We start from the raw sequence: 16,420 nt of genomic DNA on the forward strand, positions 1-16,420 counted from the left end.
CAATCACCCGACGAACGGTAAGGCGAAGATTACGAATAGAGGGTTGTCCATTCATCCGATTAGGATTGCTGGTGATACGATCTAATTTCATGGCAGCTTGCCTTGGTGAATAGAATTCGCGGCTATACGAGACTTTACCCACCTCCGTGGGTTTCAAGTTCTTTGAGTCCGCGTAGGCGGACTTGGTTTGTGTAGCCGCGATTTCTAATCGCCAGGTATATTTGCTTCTAATGATTAAGTATCAACTAAACCAAATATCAATCATCACCTCTGCTATCCTGGTCTTTTCCTTTGAAATCCTGCGGGACAAAACCCGGCAGATCGTTACTGTCAACCGCAAAAACGAAAAACTTGTTTGGGTTGTCAACACTCGTCGAATGATAAGTATCCGGCACTAAAGTACCAAGAAAATCGTTGTCGTTGGCGATGAATAATGTATGCTTTTCCACTCCATTGATTTTCACATCTTTTCCGAAAGCCAAACCTTCAAGCTTGGCTGGAATGTCTTCTTGTTTGATGCCGTATTGAGTTAGTGCAGCTACCACATCGAGGAATAGGGTTTTGCTGACTGCCTTGCCAGCAAGCTTGCTTTCCCCGGTGATATTGCTGACTTCTTGAGCATTTGTCAGATCGATACGGTAAATTTTCTTGAAGGCAGCCTTAGAGCCATCGCCTAATCCCTTGCCATCGCGTTCATCTACTAAGAATTGGCGATCGCTTATAGCCAAAATCTCGCTAACGGTAGGATATTTCGGTTTAGCCGCCGTACCGATATTATCTAGCTGATAGGCGTATTCCTGGGTAGCACCTGTTTCTATGTCAATCTTAACGATTCTGGTATAAGCACCATCAGTCCCACCATCTTGGAGTAGTGGACTTTGCAAAATGCCAAACAAGGTTTTACCGTTGGGAGTAATTGCAAGTCCTTCCATGCCTTTGTTTGCAACCCGACCGGAGGTGTTACCACTGATCTCTGTATCACTAACAGGACTCAAGTTGCTGACTGCAAACTTGCTAGGGAGGTTAAAAACCCCGATCCGCTCACCTGTACGGCGGTTAAATTGATATACATAAGGGCCGTATTCATCCGAAATAAAGATGTCCTTTCCATTATTGGATACACGCACCCCTTCAGGATCGAAACGTGCATTGTTGGAATAGGTCGAGATTTGGGTAGGGTTAAAGTTGTCTGAGCGTCCAGAGAAATAATTTTGATTCTTGGTATTTAAGGCTGGGGAACCATTAGGTACATTCAATCCCGCACCACTTCCGTAGTAAAGAGGCTTTTTGCTGAATAACAGAGTCGTGTCAATTAAGCAAGGGTTAAGGCTGAAGGGCAATGCTGAAGCCGATTTGCTTGGTACGAGTTCCAGTTTGATAGTTTGGAAGCGGTTGATATAAGATACTGTATCATTAACAGCGCTGTTGTATGCTACCGCATTTGGGCCTCGGTCTGGGATAGCAATAAAGGTGTTACGGCCAGCATAAGCCAGTCCCGACCCTAGACCACCTAAGAGATTTCCCGCAACGCCGTTTTCTAGGGGAGCAGATGTTTTGGTGGAGCGATCGCCTGTCTTGCCATCTAGACTCCCAATTGCAATCAATTTAACCTCTGCATTGGCGGCAGGAGCCATTGCAAATAACGCCAACAAGGACAAAATGAGACTTTTGTTGAGCATATCAGTTCTATTGCTAAAAGACAGTATTTATTGAAGAATATTGTCTGTTTTTTTACTTTGTTATTTTCTATATTTCTGGTTAAGTAGAAATTAAGCTTGAATTAACTAAAGGTTATTAAAGTTTGTCTAAAAATCCTCAGCAGTAACATTTTCTATCTGCTAGAGAGAGACAAAGAAAAACCACTGCTAAGTACAGCTTTGCATAAAATCGTGGCGAATTGAGGGTTGAAATTTAAACGCAAAGGGGCGCAAAGGTAAGCGCAGAGGAACGCAGAGAATTCGCTACGAATTAATGAAATGTTGTACTAATACCGTTTCTTTGTGAAACTACTCCTCTCTCTTAATTTCTTCTTTCTTGGCGTACTTGGCGTACTTGGCGGTTCGTTCTTTATTTCTTGTACTATGGGCGCATCTTCATACAGAATTGGTCTAAGTCTGTTAACCAGGTATAAAGCGTGTTTTACTCCTGTTAGCGTAGCGTGTTAAAAAAACTTAACTAGATACAATCCACCACTACCAAAACATAACCAAAAATTACTGATAGCTTAACCATTAACTATAAATATCTGTATTGAAATGGTTATCCCTATTATAAAAAAATTGCATGAAAACTAGCAGACACCAAGGGTATCTATTAAGTCTTTTGCTGGTAAGTAGCTTGAGTGCAAATATACAATTAGCTAGCGCTCGGACTACCAAACCCGTTGGTAACTTAGGGGGTGGAGCAGCTTTGCTACCCACAGGTCAAACCATCACGCCCGCAGCCGCACCAGGCTCGACCTTTGCACCTTTAGCAACTGGTTTGCGTACAGATGATAATGCTGATGCTGCTGAAGCCGTAAGCACAGCCCTCAGCCCAAATGGAAAAACTTTACTGGTGCTTACTAGTGGCTATAACCAAAACTTCAACAATGAAAATACAGGTAGCGCTTTCACTTATCCTGTATTAGACCCGCTAACTGGCAAGCCAAGCAGTACAAATACCCCCAAGGCAGAATGGGTTTTTGTATATGATGTCAGTAGTGGTAAGTTAGTTAAAAAACAACAAATTAACATTCCCAATACCTATAACGGTTTGGCTTGGGCTAAAGATAGCTCGCGCTTCTTTGTATCAGGCGGAATTGACGATCGCGTGTATGTTTATGCATCTAATGGTAGCCAGTATGTACCAGATGCTCCCTTTATTTTACTAGGTCACAATTCCGATCAAACTGCCCCTTTCCCTAAATATGATGGTGGTTTGTTGAAGAATACGCCAGCAAAGGCTGTAGGTACTGGAGCGGTTGTCGCGGGTATTGCAGTTAGTCAGGATGGCAAGACCTTAGTGGCTGCAAACTTTGAGAATGACTCAATTTCAATCGTTGATGCTACTACCCGCAAGGTAACTAAAGAAATTAAATTCTTTAAGGCTGGCGATAAAATAGCAACTGGGGAATTTCCCTTTGATGTCGCTATCAAAAGTGCAGAAAATGGTCAAGCAGCTAAAGTTTTTATTAGTAGCCAGCGCGATAACGAAGTAGTTGCTGTTAGCATTGCTTCTGGACACATTACCCGTATACCCATAGGTAGCCAGCCAAACAAAGTACTGCTTTCGCCCGATCAAAATCGACTATATGTAGCTAATGGTAATGATGACTCAATTTCAGTCATTGATACCAATAACAATAACGTTGTCCAAACCATCTCTCTGTCTCGACCTGGTGAGAGATACAAAGGAGCCAACCCTAACTCTTTAAATCTCAGTCCAGATGGACGAACACTTTATGTTACTTTAGGTGGCGAAAATGCGATCGCTATTGTGGATTTGCAAGGTGGCCGGGTGAATGGACGCATCCCCACTGGCTGGTATCCTAATTCTGTAAGTGTTAGTCAAGATGGTCAAAGACTTTACGTTGTCAATGCCAAGAGCAATTCTGGCCCTAACCCGTCAAACAGTCGGACGACACCAGCCGGACTAGCACGTAACACCAATTTTAAAAATCAGTACACTTGGGCTTTAGAAAAAGCTGGTATCTCAATTATTCCAGTGCCAAGTAGCAGTACTTTGGCTATGCTTTCAACGCAGGTAGACAAAAACAACGGTTTCTACAATCGTCGTCCTGACCGGACAATGAAGTATTTACAAGGCAAAATTAAGCACGTTATCTACATAGTTAAAGAAAACCGTACTTATGACCAGGTACTCGGTGACTTACCTCTGGGTAATGGCGACCCAGCAATCACTTTATTCCCCCAACGTATTTCACCCAACCATCACAAATTATCCTTTGGCTTTGCAACTTTTGATAACTTCTACGACAGTGGCGAATCTAGTGGAGTCGGTTGGAACTGGTCTACTTACGCTCGGACTACAGATTACACCGAAAAAACTCAATCAGTTCTTTACGGTAACGCCGGTTTTAACGGCTTAACCTACGATTACGAAGGTACAAATCGGAATATCAGTCTCGCACTACCCCAAACTTCCTCGAATCGCTCGCCAATCAATACCCGTCTAACAGGAATTTTAGATCCTTCTGGGCAGTCTTCCATATTACCTGGAGACAGGGACGTTGATGCTCCTGAAGGTGATGGTAATCTCCAGCCGGATGCCATTGGTGGTTATTTGTGGGATACGGCGCTACGTGCTGGCAAAACTGTACGTAATTACGGTTTCTTTGTTGACAATGGCGCTCCTTATGTTACCAGCCAAACCGATCCTACTAAACCCGATCCAAAAAACCCAGCTTATATCCCCATTTCCCCAACCCCCTACGCTGATAAGATTCCTCAAGCTCCTGTTACTAAAACTGCATTGTTGGATAAAACCGATCTTTATTTCCGGTCATTCGATCAAAATAATGCCGATATTTATTTGTACAACGAATGGGAAAGGGATCTTAAGGAAAATGGATTACCCAATTTAATGCTTGTGCGTTTATCTCACGATCATTTTGGTTCCTTTGGCACTGCTTTGTTTGGCTTAAATACTCCTGAACTGCAAATGGCAGATAATGATTATGCTATTGGCAAACTGGTAGAGAAAATTTCCCATCTGCCGGAGTGGAAGGAAACAGCAATTTTCATCATTGAAGATGATTCCCAAAATGGGCCGGATCATGTTGATTCCCACCGTTCTTTAGCCTACGTTATTTCGCCTTATACAAAACGGGGTGCGCTCGTTAGCACTAACTACAACACTATTAGTGTGTTGCGGACGATGGAGGATTTGTTAAACATTAATTATTTGGCAATTACTGATGCTAATGCTGAACCAATGTCAGATGCCTTTACTAGAGAACCGAATTTTCAGCCTTACACCGCGATTGTGCCAGGTAATTTGTGTGTTAAACCTGTAGATCCAAAATTAGTACCAGCTTGCCAAGATCGTAGTGTTGAAAAAACAGCCGCGATGCCCATTTTAAATGCTAAAAAATGGTGGGCTGCTATGACTAAGGATTTCAATTTTGTCGGTGAAGATAATCTCGATCCAGAAGAATTCAACGAGATTCTCTGGGCAGGAATTAAGGGTGACAATATTCCTTATCCTGAAGAACGCAACCGTAAAGACTTACGGCAAAACCGTGCTGAACTTCTAAAGCATTGGCAATTGAGTGAAACGATTAACTCTCCTGAAGCTAAGAAGTAAGTATTAGATGTCTGAGACGTGGTAGTGCTACGTCTCTACAATGTTTTGCCTGGTTTTTGTATTTAGGACTTTACGCAAAAATTGCCAAAAAGCTTAATTTATCGAACCGCCAAGAGCGCCAAGAGCGCCTTCGCGCAGCGTCTCGTAGAGAAGAATTCGTAGAGTGTGCGTAAGTCCTATCTATTTAGGACTTTACGCACAGGTAACGGAAAATCGAACCGCAGAGGCGCAGAGAACGCGGAGTAATAAGAGTTTGAAAGGTATTTGGGGTAAGTTCTGCAATTGATCGTAAATGGTGTGAGGATTACAGAAAAAATGAGCAAAATGTTTTGGAAGTGGCTGCCGATTTCTCCAGTGGCTTTGGGGTTATTTTCGGTAATCACTGCCACAACTGGGGCGATTGCATTTCCTGTTTTAGCTGGAACTGTTCAAGAATCATCTGGACAGGTAACTTCTGTTTCTCAACTTTCGGATGTACAGCCGACGGATTGGGCTTTCGGTGCATTGCAATCTTTGGTGGAACGTTATGGGTGTATTGCAGGTTATCCTAATGCAACTTATCGCGGTAATCGGGCTTTAACTCGTTACGAATTTGCGGCTGGAATTAATGCCTGTTTGTCGCGGGTAAATGAATTAATTTCAACTGCAACCACTGACATAGTTAAGAAAGAAGATTTAACAACTCTGCAAAAGTTACAAGAACAATTCGCAGCTGAATTGGCTACTTTGCGGGGTCGAGTGGATGTTTTAGAACCTCACCTCGAAACTCTGGATAAACAGCAGTTTTCGACGACGACAAAACTTAATGGTCAGGCTATTTTTGCTATATCAGGCTTTGCAGGTGGGCAAGATGCCGATAATGGTGATATTCCCACAAACACTACATTTGGCGATCGCGTTCGGCTCAACTTTGACACCAGTTTCACTGGCCAAGATTTACTCAGAACTCGATTACAGGCTCTTAACTTCAATTACTTCTCTGGTGAGGGTGGCACTGGAACTAGATTACCAGAAGGAACTCTCGCTTTTAATGGAGAAATTGGGGATGAAGATCCTGAAAATAATCAAGTTGGAGTTGAGACGCTGTTTTACAGATTTCCTCTAGGTAAAAAAACCGAGGTTACTTTTTTTGCCAACGAAGGAGAAGTTGAAGACTTTGTGGATACAGTCAACCCTTTCTTAGATGGAGATGAAGGAGCCAGGGGTGCTTTATCTAAGTTTGGCAGCCGTAACTCAGTTTACTACTTTGTGCCTTCTGGCGCAGGGGTTGGGCTGAGACATCGTTTCTTGGATGGGTTGGAATTGAGTTTGGGATATTTATCTAGTACAGCATCCAATCCCAATGCTAGCAACGGTTTATTCAATGGTTCTTATGGGGCGATCGCCCAGTTAACTTTCCAACCTAGCGATCGCTTCAGTATCGGTTTAACTTACGTCAATGCTTACAATAACCTGGGTGAAGATTTGGCAATTCCCGGTACTGGTAGCCAAAAGGCTAACTTGGGTTTAGTTACTGATTCGCCTACTTCCACCAACGCTTACGGCTTGGAAGCATCCTATCAAGTAAATTCCGGCTTTTTGATTAACGCTTGGGCTGGCTATGCCAAAACCCGTGTTTTAGGCGTAGGAGATGCCGATATTTGGAACTATGCAGTTGCTTTAGCTTTCCCGGATTTGGGTAAAAAAGGCAATTTGGCGGGAATTGTTGTGGGGATAGAACCAAAAGTGACCGGTGCTAATGGAGCGATCGCTAATTTGTTTACGGAGATAATTGCACCACAAAACCGCGACTCTGCTCAAGACAGAAATACCTCTTTGCATCTTGAAGGTTTTTACAGCTATGCACTTTCAGACAATATTACCATCACCCCTGGTTTAATTTGGCTGACTGCCCCCAACCATGACGAGCGTAATAGTGATGCTGTATTGGGAGTTATTAGAACTACCTTTACCTTCTAAATTCTGCTGTGGTTTTAATCAAGATAACTGAAGGATTTGTGATGTACAAAATACGATTGAGTTCCATTTTTTTGAGATATAGTCTGACCTCTATCATCTTCTTAACAACATTCTCGGCTGGATTAATTCGCCCACTTAAAACACTAGCTGAATGCACCCCTGGTACTAGTAACTGCGAGAAAAAAACAGATAATCCTCCCTGTGATTCTAGAAATCCATACAATTTGGTTGCAGACACAACAAGAGTACGGAGGATTCGGATTAGTTGGGATGTATGTCAAAAAAATGATTTCTATCAAGTTAGTTGGGGTGACGATAAAGATGATATGACACAAATTGATGACCCAACAGCCCGTAATTGGACTTATACCGGAGCCAGGGATCTTGTTAGGTACACCTTTAAAGTACGTGGGTGCAATGCTCCTATTACTAAAGATACTGCTCGAGAACCAGATTGCACCCCTTGGACAGAATTAGTTGTAAAAACACCTGATTGGTAACTTTTTCTGGTGTTAGTTGTCATTCATTTCTAAATATTTTCTGCCATGCTTCGCTGTCAAGATTACTTACACAAATCTATCTTGAGGATAATCGATATGAAATTGCTTTCAAAATTAGCGATCGCTACTAGTCTTGTTTTGGGTTTGGCTACCTTAAACACTAAATCCGCATCGGCTGCAATTGTTAATTATGCTTTCACCGTTGATAGTTCTACAGCTAAAGGTAACGGTCTATTTAGCTTTGATAACTCAACTTTCAGTAATGATAATATCCCAGTAGCGCCAGTTCGATCGCTAACTTTTCAATTCGATAATAACCCCAATATTTACACTGCAAAGGATGATATTGAATATCCAGATTATCCCGTTGTATTTCCAACCGTATCCTTAGCAAATAACGCGCCAATTGGATTGCTGTACAGCTTTCTCGACAAAAATAATTCTTCTAAAAGTTACGAAATTGCTGGAACATTGTTTTCCAATTCCTCCGAAACTTCCGATTCCGGTACAGTTTCTTATCGACAAGTACCTGAACCTAGTACTTTAGATAGCACACTTCTTCTTGGCACTATTGGCCTGTTCCTGAAAATAAAGGTAAGATCGAGCAAAAAGATTAAAGCTTAAGCTCGACTTAAGAGGGTGTAATGTGGTTGTGTTTCCATCTACGTACACTCTCTTAATAATTTTATTAAAAAACAAGAATCTTATGAAAACCACTGGTATTCATCATGTAGCTATTATTTGTTCTGATTACGATCGCTCAAAAAAATTTTATGTAGAAGTTTTAGGCTTTTCGATTATTCAAGAGACTTTTCGCGCCGCCAGAAATTCTTATAAATTAGATTTAAAAGTTGCAGAAAATACTCAAATCGAATTATTTTCTTTTCCAAATCCCCCAGAACGTCCTAGTAAACCAGAGTCTTGTGGTTTAAGACATCTTGCTTTTCAAGTTGATAATCTAGAAGAAACTGTTTTTTATTTAAAATCAAAAGGCTTAGAGGTAGAAAATATCAGAGTTGATGAAATTACAGGTAAAAAATATACTTTCTTTAAAGACCCAGACAATTTACCATTAGAAATTTATGAGCATTAAAGTTACGTTATCACGGGAGCATCCCAATGCAAGCTTAAATCTTTTCCCTCACCCCCAGCCCCTCTCCCATCTTTGGGAGAGGGGAGACATAATTCTAGTTCCCCTTCTCCCATCTTTGGGAGAAGGGGTTAGGGGATGAGGGCTATCAGCGTTTTTGCACATTTGGGATGCTCCCCGTTATTACTGCCAAAATTGCTATAGGAACCCTATATACTTCTGCTATACCTACGCTTATAACTCTTCTTATACACCTAAATTTAACGAGGTAGAATGTCATCTAAACGAAGTTGAAGACTGGGTAAAAGTAGCGAGTTAATTGATTGATTTAGTCGATATTTTTGTTGAGTGTAACTATCTTCAACCAAGTGACAAACAGTGAATGTAGGTTGTTTGGGTTTACCAATAAATGCTACACCACCCAACCCTCGATAATCCACAATCCAATATTCCGGGATACCTAAAAGCGCATATTCCTCAAGCTTTCTTGCATAGTCGGTTTCCCAATTAGTGCTAACAACTTCCACCACCAATTTAATTGAGCGTCCGAGAGTAATTACAGGTTCTCGCTGCCAAAGGGGTTCACAGTCGAGAACGGTTTCATCAAGAACTACAATATCAGGACGACGAACTGTAGCTGTATCAGCAAAGGGATAAATTAAACAAGTGCGAGGAATAAACCAGGGGAGTTGTTCTGCAACAAGGTAGATGCCAATTTGGGTTGCAAGTTTGCCACTCACCGTTTCATGCGGGCCAGTGGGTTCCATGTCAATTAGTTCTCCATCTGCTAGTTCATAGCGGGGATTATCTTGATATTGGCAGAGAAAATCTTCAAATGTGAGGGTTTTTGGGGAGATATATGTCATGAAATTCAATCTCCTGAAGGCAAGTTGTATTGATTATAAGTCAACTTTACGGCATAAAATTTATCACGTTCTTTGGGGGACAGTAAATGCTTCTACCAAAAGAATCGCTAGTTTCAGCATCCGTTACTTCGATAATTTTGGCGTTATCAGTGCAGACACTTCTACCTTTAGACATTCTCAACTCACCTTGGACAAAACCAGTCACTATCCACACCATTCGGTTGTTAGAAATCGAGGATTTGTACTCTCCTGTTTTAGCTGCAAATTCCTCATACATTGTAAGTTTTGCTTCTGTGATTCGCATCTTACTAGACTTTTTAATAACACTTTCAATCGTCATCAAACGACTTGCTGGCAAGCTATTATTTGCCGGGTAAATTCGTACTCTGGAATTGAATGGTATTGGTTGATTGACTTGCTTTTTTGTCGGTACTGGTTGAGCGGTGACTGTTTGCACTAGTAATAAAGTAGTGATGCTAGTAAATACAGTTTTTGTAAAAAAATTAATCATAGTACAAAATGCGCTTCACAATAATGCTCAGAATGGAATGGCACTAAGAAAAGCCCAAAGACTTATTGTATCCTCGTTCCCAGCCTTCAGGCTGGGAACGAATTCCGAGAGCGGAGCCTCCTTTATTTGATAAGAGGCAGCAGTCCAAGAACGAGGCATCTTGTAGTCTAAAGATTTACTTTATAAATGGTTATCCGCTTTTTCGTACAGAATTCATGCTGACTCCTGACTCACTTCTCTACGAGAGGCTGCGCTAATGACTACGCTCAGTGACCACCTGACTCCTGAATTCTGTTCGATAAAACATTATAAAATCGGGACTGAAAATATATCTCAGTCCCGATAAAAAAGCGGGCTAACCGCTATTTATATGGTTAACCCGTGCAGCTTTGGGAACGCGCAGAGAAATTGTTATTGCAATACCAACTTCACATTGGCGTTTTGCAGACCGCGTTGTTTTACTTCAGCCAAAGTTTTGTTAACGGCATACTTTTGGTTGATTGAGTTGATCAACTCGGTTTGGTTGTGCTTCTTAGCAACGCCCCACAAGTCAGCGATTAGGTCAAAAGAACCATCGCCATTGCGAGACCAGCCGAGGTCATATTCGCCTTCCAACACGGCAACGATGTCCGAACGGACACGCTGACCGTTATAACCACGGACATCAGCTTCAGTCTTTACGCTGATACCGAGGTCGCGCAAGGAAGCCTTGAGGATTTCGGCATCGGTGATTTTGGTACGCAGGGTGCTAAAGTGAGACATTTGGGTTTCCTCCAATGAGAAGATTGAGAAAAACGACAACGGTTTGTTTTGGGCGAAGCCGCGCTTAACAGGATGCGGCTTTTCTTATAACTGCTAGCATTTTCAGCTAGCCTTTCCCCCTGGGATGGCAGAGGAAAGCTTTTAAAACTCCATTCGCTGATATTCAGCTACGGAGGATGCTGCGGGGCGTGCGCGCTGTCTGGCCCAATCTCTCAGAGCCGTTACTTGTTCTTGCATCGTTCGAGACAGCGGCAATGTTGCCTTCAGTGCAGCAATAATATCTAGTTGGGTGAACTCCCGATCTTGGGCAAAAGCTTCATACATTGCCGCAACGATCGCTTGTTCAACTTCTGCCCCAGAAAAGCCGTCAGACATCTTGGCTAGTTGCTCAAGATCGAATCGAGAGATGTCTTCACGGCGCTTGGTCAGATGAATATTGAAAATATCTTGCCGTTCTTCTGGTGTTGGCAGATCGACAAAGAAAATTTCATCAAAGCGTCCTTTCCTCAAGAACTCGCCAGGTAAGCGTTCTACTCTGTTGGCGGTTGCCATGACGAACACTGGTGATTTCTTATCTTGCATCCATGTGAGGAAAGAGCCGAAGATTCTACTTGAAGTCCCCCCATCAGAATCAGAGGAGCCTCCACTACCAGCAAAGGATTTATCTAATTCATCGATAAACAAAATCGCTGGGGAAATAGATTCTGCTGTTTTCAGGGCGTTTCGCAGATTTGCTTCACTTCGTCCCACCATTGAGCCGTCGTAAACTCGCCCCATATCTAACCGCAACAGTGGTAAACCCCACAGCCGGGAAGTAGTTTTGGCAATTAATGACTTACCACAACCGGGAACTCCTAAAATTAACATCCCCTTTGGTTGAGGCAAACCATACTCTCTCGCTCTTTCTGTAAAAGCGTTAGAGCGTTGCTTGAGCCATCTTTTTAACTCTTCTAAGCCACCTACAGCATCAATAGTTTCATCTTCTTCAATGTATTCTAAGATGCCATTGCGCCGAATTAGTTGCTTTTTCTCAGATAAAACGATGTCTACTTCATCTTCCGTCAAACGCTCTTTAGTTACCTGTGCCTTACGGTAGACTTTCTCGGCTTCATCTTTAGTTAGACCTAAAGCGGCTCTAAGAAGTTTTTCCCTGGCTTCTGTTGTCAGTCGCCGACCACGATTTTGCTCTATATGGTGAGTTAAGACTTTATTCAACTCAGCCATATCTGGCAATGTAAAGTCGAGAACGACAACTTCTTTTTCCAGTTCTATAGGTACTTGCTGCATCGGAGACATCAAAATGATGTTCTTTTGCATACCTTTGAAACTAGCGATCGCATCACGCAACGATCTGTTAGTCGCAGGTGCATCTATAAAGGGATGTAAATCTTTAAGAATAAATATACTTGGTTCTTTCTGCCGAATAATCCACTCAATCGCTGCCTCTGGAGACACAGTATTATGTTGGGTGACATTCCGGGGTTGACCATACTCAACAATCCCGTGTGTTACTGTCCAAATAAATACTCGGCGCTGGGGCTTTAATAACTGGGCGATTGTGGAAATTGCTTGCTCGGCCCGCTCTTCCTCGGAGGTCACAAGGTAGATTAAAGGGTATTGAGCTTGAATTAGGATCTTGAGCTCTTCGTTCATACTTCGACCTACTTGAGACCTTATAGAGACAGTAGAGACATTGCTTCTGGTAAAGACAACCGAATCATGAATATTTATTTAGCAAGGAACTAACTCTTCCTCACCCTTGGGATTGGTTTCATCTTCATCCATCTCATTAATAGAAAGATGCTCTTGACCAACTACTGCTGGTTGATTGCCTAAAGTAACCAGTTCCCCATCACGTAAGACTAGTGAACTATCACAAGTTGGGCATGAATAAACTCTATGAGTCCGTCCATAAGAAGAGTCTTCTAACTCGTCAACCAATTCTTGATTAGATAGGTAAAAACCAAGGGCGCGTTCGGCAAGTTCTGACATTGGCTCGGAATCGACTGCTGAACGAATCTTCAGTTTTCTGTGCAACTCTGGCGATAAATACAAAGTGACCTTTTGCTTAGTTTGCGTTTGCATATAACTCTTTAACGGTCTTACCCGGGTATGTATATCAAGTTATCGGTTCTTTTGTTGCTTGTCAAGACGGTAAAACGTTTTAACGTCATTTTCGTTACATTTATTTACATTTTGGATTTATCAGCACCATAATAGATGGGTTGTGGTTCATCTAGCCCTTGAAATTGAACGATAAATCTATAACTATGAACCTCTTAAGATTGATGTGGCATACTAGTTGGCTAATTGAGAATGGTGCAATATCAGAGTTTCTGTAAATGGCTACTGCTAATCAAATCTCTAGTTTGGGGCGAAGAATTTATCGGTTTGCTGCCAGCGTTAGCGGAGTCATTGGCCTGTTAGTAATGCTGTGGGGTTGTACTGTAAATGATTTTAATGCCGGAGCGATCGCCTGGAAAACTTATAGCAACTCCCGTTATGGCTTTGAATTTCCATATCCGAGTAACTGGACTTCTTTAGCAGCCCCAGCAAATGATGATGGAATTGCGTTTATTTCACCACAAGATAACTCCGTGGAAATTCGGGGGTGGGCAAGTCATCAGCTACCAAGCGATCGAGAGTCGGTGAAAAAGATAAAATCGAACTTTCAGACTACCCAAGGAGTGTTGGGAGTACTTGTTGTAGAAGTCGATCGACAAGTAGGTTCGATGACACTGACACTAACTCAAAGTCAAGTTAAATACTGTTTGCGGGGACGAAGTAAGAGCCAAAATTTTCAAGATTACTATCGTTTGTTTTATTACATTGCCCAACAGTATCGGATTTCCAAATCTTGAAAGATTGGGAATGGGGCATTGGAGATGAGGGAGACAAGGAGGACAAGGGGGACAAGGGAGACAAGGAGATAAACAAAACTCCTAACTCAGCACTCTTAACTCAGCACTCCTAACGCCCAAAATCCACATCTCTCCTAGAATGATGATTGAGAGCGTACATAAACCTGGTAGATTTAGCTATCAGCGAGTAAAAACTGGTGAAGATGAAAGTCCTGGTTATTGGTGGTGATGGATATTGCGGTTGGGCAACTGCTCTTTACCTTTCCAATCGAGGTTATGAAGTTGGAATTTTAGATAGTTTGGTGCGGCGGCACTGGGATAATGAACTTGGTGTTGAAACTCTCACTCCGATCGCACTAATTCAACAACGTCTCCAGCGCTGGCAAGATTTGACGGGTAAATCGATCGACTTGTTCATCGGCGATATTACGAATTACGAGTTTCTTCATAAAACATTACAGCAATTTCAGCCAAATGCCCTTGTGCATTTTGGCGAACAGCGTTCAGCTCCATTTTCCATGATTGACCGCGAACACGCTGTTGTTACCCAGGTCAATAATGTAGTTGGGACGCTGAACTTACTGTACGCCATGCGGGAAGATTTCCCCGACTGTCATTTGGTGAAGCTGGGGACAATGGGTGAATACGGTACACCCAACATCGACATCGAAGAAGGGTATATCACCATTGAACACAATGGACGCAAGGATACCCTACCTTATCCCAAGCAGCCCGGTTCAATGTACCATTTAAGCAAAGTCCATGATAGTCATAACATCCACTTTGCTTGTCGGATTTGGGGATTGCGGGCAACTGATTTAAATCAGGGTGTAGTTTATGGCGTTTTAACCGAAGAAACGGGTATAGATGAACTACTGATTAATCGGCTGGATTATGATGGTGTGTTTGGTACAGCACTAAATCGGTTTTGTATTCAAGCAGCAATCGGACATCCGTTAACTGTCTACGGTAAAGGTGGGCAAACCCGCGGATTTTTAGATATTCGGGATACAGTAAGATGTGTGGAATTAGCGATCGCTAATCCTGCCGAGGCTGGTGAATTCCGCGTATTTAACCAATTTACCGAACAATTTAGCGTCGGCGATTTGGCATTGATGGTGAAAAAAGCTGGTAACGCTATGGGATTGAAGGTAGAAATCAATCACTTAGATAATCCCAGGGTTGAGAAAGAAGAACATTATTTCAACGCTAAAAACACTAAATTGCTCGATTTAGGTTTACAGCCTCACTTGCTCTCTGATTCTCTCCTCGATTCTCTGTTAAACTTTGCCATCAAGTATCAGGAACGAGTTGATCACAAACAAATTATGCCTAAAGTCTCTTGGCATAGAACTTAGGATAAACCCCAGTAAATCGCGGGTCTAAAAATGGTCGTCGTATTTTAGCACAATATGACGACCAATCAATTATTATTTATCAGGCGTATCTTCCAGCTATTACTAAATTTGCTGTTTACCACAGTTATTTTGACTGTACAGAATTGATTACAGCACGCGAGACAGTTTACTCTGGTTTAATAGCAAAATGCATTCGTAAGCTGAGATTATCTGCCTGGATTGAATAGTTTTATATGAGAATTGCTCTATTTACCGAAACCTTTTTACCCAAGGTTGACGGCATTGTAACGCGCTTACGCCATACCGTTGACCATTTACAACGCACTGGTAATCAAGTGTTGGTGATTGCCCCTGATGGAGGCATCAGAGAACACAAAGGCGCTAAAGTTTACGGCGTTACTGGCTTTCCTCTGCCATTGTATCCAGAATTGCAAATGGCATTACCCCGCCCAGCCATTGGTTACGCTTTAGAAGAGTTTAAGCCAGATGTTATTCATGTGGTGAATCCAGCCGTTTTGGGTTTAGCTGGGATATTTTATAGCAAAATCCTGAAAATCCCCTTAGTAGCGTCTTATCATACGCATTTACCCCAATATCTTCAACATTACGGCTTGGCGATGCTAGAAGGTTTTCTTTGGGAACTGCTAAAAAGCGCTCATAATCAAGCAGCTTTGAATCTGTGTACCTCTACAGCAATGGTAGAGGAACTGACAGCACACGGTATTGAACGTGTAGATTTATGGCAGCGTGGGGTAGATACAGAATTATTTCACCCCGATTTAGCTAGTGTAGAGATGCGATCGCGCTTATCACAAAATCATCCAGAAAGTCCATTGTTACTTTACGTTGGGCGGCTTTCCGCCGAAAAAGAAATTGAGCGCATCAAACCAATTTTAGAAGCAATTCCGGCAGCGCGCTTGGCATTGGTTGGAGATGGGCCGCACCGTCAAGCATTGCAAAAACACTTTGCTGGCACAAACACTTATTTTGTTGGGTATCTTATGGGACAAGAATTAGGTTCTGCCTTTGCGAGTGCTGATGCCTTCATCTTTCCTTCCCGTACAGAAACACTAGGCTTAGTGCTACTAGAAGCGATGGCTGCTGGTTGTCCCGTGGTAGCAGCCCGTTCCGGGGGAATTCCTGATATTGTGACAGATGGGGTAAATGGATATCTTTTTGAGCCAACAGCAGATTTTCAAGGAGCGA

15 protein-coding genes are annotated in these 16,420 nt (G+C 42.4%); 9 read left to right on the forward strand and 6 right to left on the reverse strand.

The window, feature by feature from the left end; all coding sequences use genetic code 11:
* Positions 1–257 precede the first annotated feature (257 nt).
* Positions 258–1,679 carry an esterase-like activity of phytase family protein gene (locus HWQ37_RS06945; protein ID WP_292745231.1) on the reverse strand — a complete coding sequence of 474 codons (1,422 nt, stop codon included), beginning with the start codon at positions 1,677–1,679 and terminating at the stop codon, positions 258–260.
* A gap of 604 nt (positions 1,680–2,283) precedes the next feature.
* Between HWQ37_RS06945 and HWQ37_RS06950 the strand changes: the two genes are divergently transcribed.
* The 5 genes from HWQ37_RS06950 (at position 2,284) to gloA2 (ending at position 8,859) form a co-directional block, all read left to right on the forward strand.
* Positions 2,284–5,307: a beta-propeller fold lactonase family protein gene (locus HWQ37_RS06950; protein ID WP_292745233.1), complete on the forward strand. Its 3,024-nt coding sequence runs from the start codon at positions 2,284–2,286 to the stop codon at positions 5,305–5,307.
* A 315-nt stretch (positions 5,308–5,622) separates the two neighbouring features.
* Positions 5,623–7,266, forward strand: coding sequence for an iron uptake porin (locus HWQ37_RS06955; protein WP_292745236.1), 1,644 nt, complete (start codon positions 5,623–5,625; stop codon positions 7,264–7,266).
* A 41-nt stretch (positions 7,267–7,307) separates the two neighbouring features.
* Positions 7,308–7,766, forward strand: coding sequence for a hypothetical protein (locus tag HWQ37_RS06960; RefSeq protein ID WP_292745238.1), 459 nt, complete (start codon positions 7,308–7,310; stop codon positions 7,764–7,766).
* Positions 7,767–7,862: 96 nt separating this feature from the next.
* Positions 7,863–8,390, forward strand: a complete 528-nt coding sequence (locus tag HWQ37_RS06965; RefSeq protein WP_292745240.1) for a PEP-CTERM sorting domain-containing protein — start codon at positions 7,863–7,865, stop codon at positions 8,388–8,390.
* Positions 8,391–8,472: 82 nt separating this feature from the next.
* Positions 8,473–8,859 carry an SMU1112c/YaeR family gloxylase I-like metalloprotein gene (gloA2, locus tag HWQ37_RS06970; RefSeq protein ID WP_292745242.1) on the forward strand — a complete coding sequence of 129 codons (387 nt, stop codon included), beginning with the start codon at positions 8,473–8,475 and terminating at the stop codon, positions 8,857–8,859.
* Between the two features lie 257 nt (positions 8,860–9,116).
* Here gloA2 and HWQ37_RS06975 read toward each other — a convergent pair whose 3' ends face one another.
* The 5 genes from HWQ37_RS06975 to HWQ37_RS06995 form a co-directional block, all read right to left on the reverse strand.
* Positions 9,117–9,722 carry a Uma2 family endonuclease gene (locus HWQ37_RS06975; protein WP_292745244.1) on the reverse strand — a complete coding sequence of 202 codons (606 nt, stop codon included), beginning with the start codon at positions 9,720–9,722 and terminating at the stop codon, positions 9,117–9,119.
* Between the two features lie 46 nt (positions 9,723–9,768).
* Complete coding sequence (locus HWQ37_RS06980; RefSeq protein WP_292745246.1) at positions 9,769–10,233, reverse strand: hypothetical protein; 465 nt, start codon at positions 10,231–10,233, stop codon at positions 9,769–9,771.
* Positions 10,234–10,644: 411 nt separating this feature from the next.
* Positions 10,645–10,995: a DUF1257 domain-containing protein gene (locus HWQ37_RS06985; RefSeq protein WP_094350625.1), complete on the reverse strand. Its 351-nt coding sequence runs from the start codon at positions 10,993–10,995 to the stop codon at positions 10,645–10,647.
* Between the two features lie 141 nt (positions 10,996–11,136).
* Positions 11,137–12,648: a stress-responsive protein Ycf46 gene (gene ycf46, locus HWQ37_RS06990; RefSeq protein WP_292745248.1), complete on the reverse strand. Its 1,512-nt coding sequence runs from the start codon at positions 12,646–12,648 to the stop codon at positions 11,137–11,139.
* Between the two features lie 78 nt (positions 12,649–12,726).
* A complete protein-coding gene (locus HWQ37_RS06995) occupies positions 12,727–13,080 on the reverse strand; it encodes a slr0373 family blue light stress response protein (RefSeq protein WP_292745250.1) in 354 nt (117 codons plus the stop codon).
* 257 nt (positions 13,081–13,337) lie between these two features.
* Between HWQ37_RS06995 and HWQ37_RS07000 the strand changes: the two genes are divergently transcribed.
* From HWQ37_RS07000 to HWQ37_RS07015, 4 genes are all read left to right on the forward strand, one after another.
* Entirely contained in the window at positions 13,338–13,856 is a 519-nt protein-coding gene (locus tag HWQ37_RS07000) for a hypothetical protein (RefSeq protein WP_292745252.1), read from the forward strand.
* Between the two features lie 203 nt (positions 13,857–14,059).
* Positions 14,060–15,214, forward strand: coding sequence for an NAD-dependent epimerase/dehydratase family protein (locus HWQ37_RS07005; protein WP_292745253.1), 1,155 nt, complete (start codon positions 14,060–14,062; stop codon positions 15,212–15,214).
* A 41-nt stretch (positions 15,215–15,255) separates the two neighbouring features.
* The gene (locus HWQ37_RS07010) at positions 15,256–15,441 is read left to right on the forward strand and encodes a DUF4291 family protein (RefSeq protein ID WP_292745259.1); all 186 of its coding nucleotides are present in this window, start codon (positions 15,256–15,258) and stop codon (positions 15,439–15,441) included.
* A 6-nt stretch (positions 15,442–15,447) separates the two neighbouring features.
* Positions 15,448–16,420 (forward strand): glycosyltransferase family 4 protein (locus HWQ37_RS07015; protein WP_292745255.1); only part of this gene is annotated, 973 nt, incomplete at its 3' end.

The organism is Nostoc sp. NMS4 (genome assembly GCF_017115095.1).
Taxonomy (GTDB): domain Bacteria; phylum Cyanobacteriota; class Cyanobacteriia; order Cyanobacteriales; family Nostocaceae; genus Nostoc.

Bases quoted from the DNA above. Each gene is read 5' to 3' on its own strand.
- HWQ37_RS06945 (WP_292745231.1), bottom strand. From the start codon at position 1,679: ATGCTCAACAAAAGTCTCATTTTGTCCTTGTTGGCGTTATTTGCAATG.
- HWQ37_RS06950 (WP_292745233.1), top strand. From the start codon at position 2,284: ATGAAAACTAGCAGACACCAAGGGTATCTATTAAGTCTTTTGCTGGTA.
- HWQ37_RS06955 (WP_292745236.1), top strand. From the start codon at position 5,623: ATGAGCAAAATGTTTTGGAAGTGGCTGCCGATTTCTCCAGTGGCTTTG.
- HWQ37_RS06960 (WP_292745238.1), top strand. From the start codon at position 7,308: ATGTACAAAATACGATTGAGTTCCATTTTTTTGAGATATAGTCTGACC.
- HWQ37_RS06965 (WP_292745240.1), top strand. From the start codon at position 7,863: ATGAAATTGCTTTCAAAATTAGCGATCGCTACTAGTCTTGTTTTGGGT.
- gloA2 (WP_292745242.1), top strand. From the start codon at position 8,473: ATGAAAACCACTGGTATTCATCATGTAGCTATTATTTGTTCTGATTAC.
- HWQ37_RS06975 (WP_292745244.1), bottom strand. From the start codon at position 9,722: ATGACATATATCTCCCCAAAAACCCTCACATTTGAAGATTTTCTCTGC.
- HWQ37_RS06980 (WP_292745246.1), bottom strand. From the start codon at position 10,233: ATGATTAATTTTTTTACAAAAACTGTATTTACTAGCATCACTACTTTA.
- HWQ37_RS06985 (WP_094350625.1), bottom strand. From the start codon at position 10,995: ATGTCTCACTTTAGCACCCTGCGTACCAAAATCACCGATGCCGAAATC.
- ycf46 (WP_292745248.1), bottom strand. From the start codon at position 12,648: ATGAACGAAGAGCTCAAGATCCTAATTCAAGCTCAATACCCTTTAATC.
- HWQ37_RS06995 (WP_292745250.1), bottom strand. From the start codon at position 13,080: ATGCAAACGCAAACTAAGCAAAAGGTCACTTTGTATTTATCGCCAGAG.
- HWQ37_RS07000 (WP_292745252.1), top strand. From the start codon at position 13,338: ATGGCTACTGCTAATCAAATCTCTAGTTTGGGGCGAAGAATTTATCGG.
- HWQ37_RS07005 (WP_292745253.1), top strand. From the start codon at position 14,060: ATGAAAGTCCTGGTTATTGGTGGTGATGGATATTGCGGTTGGGCAACT.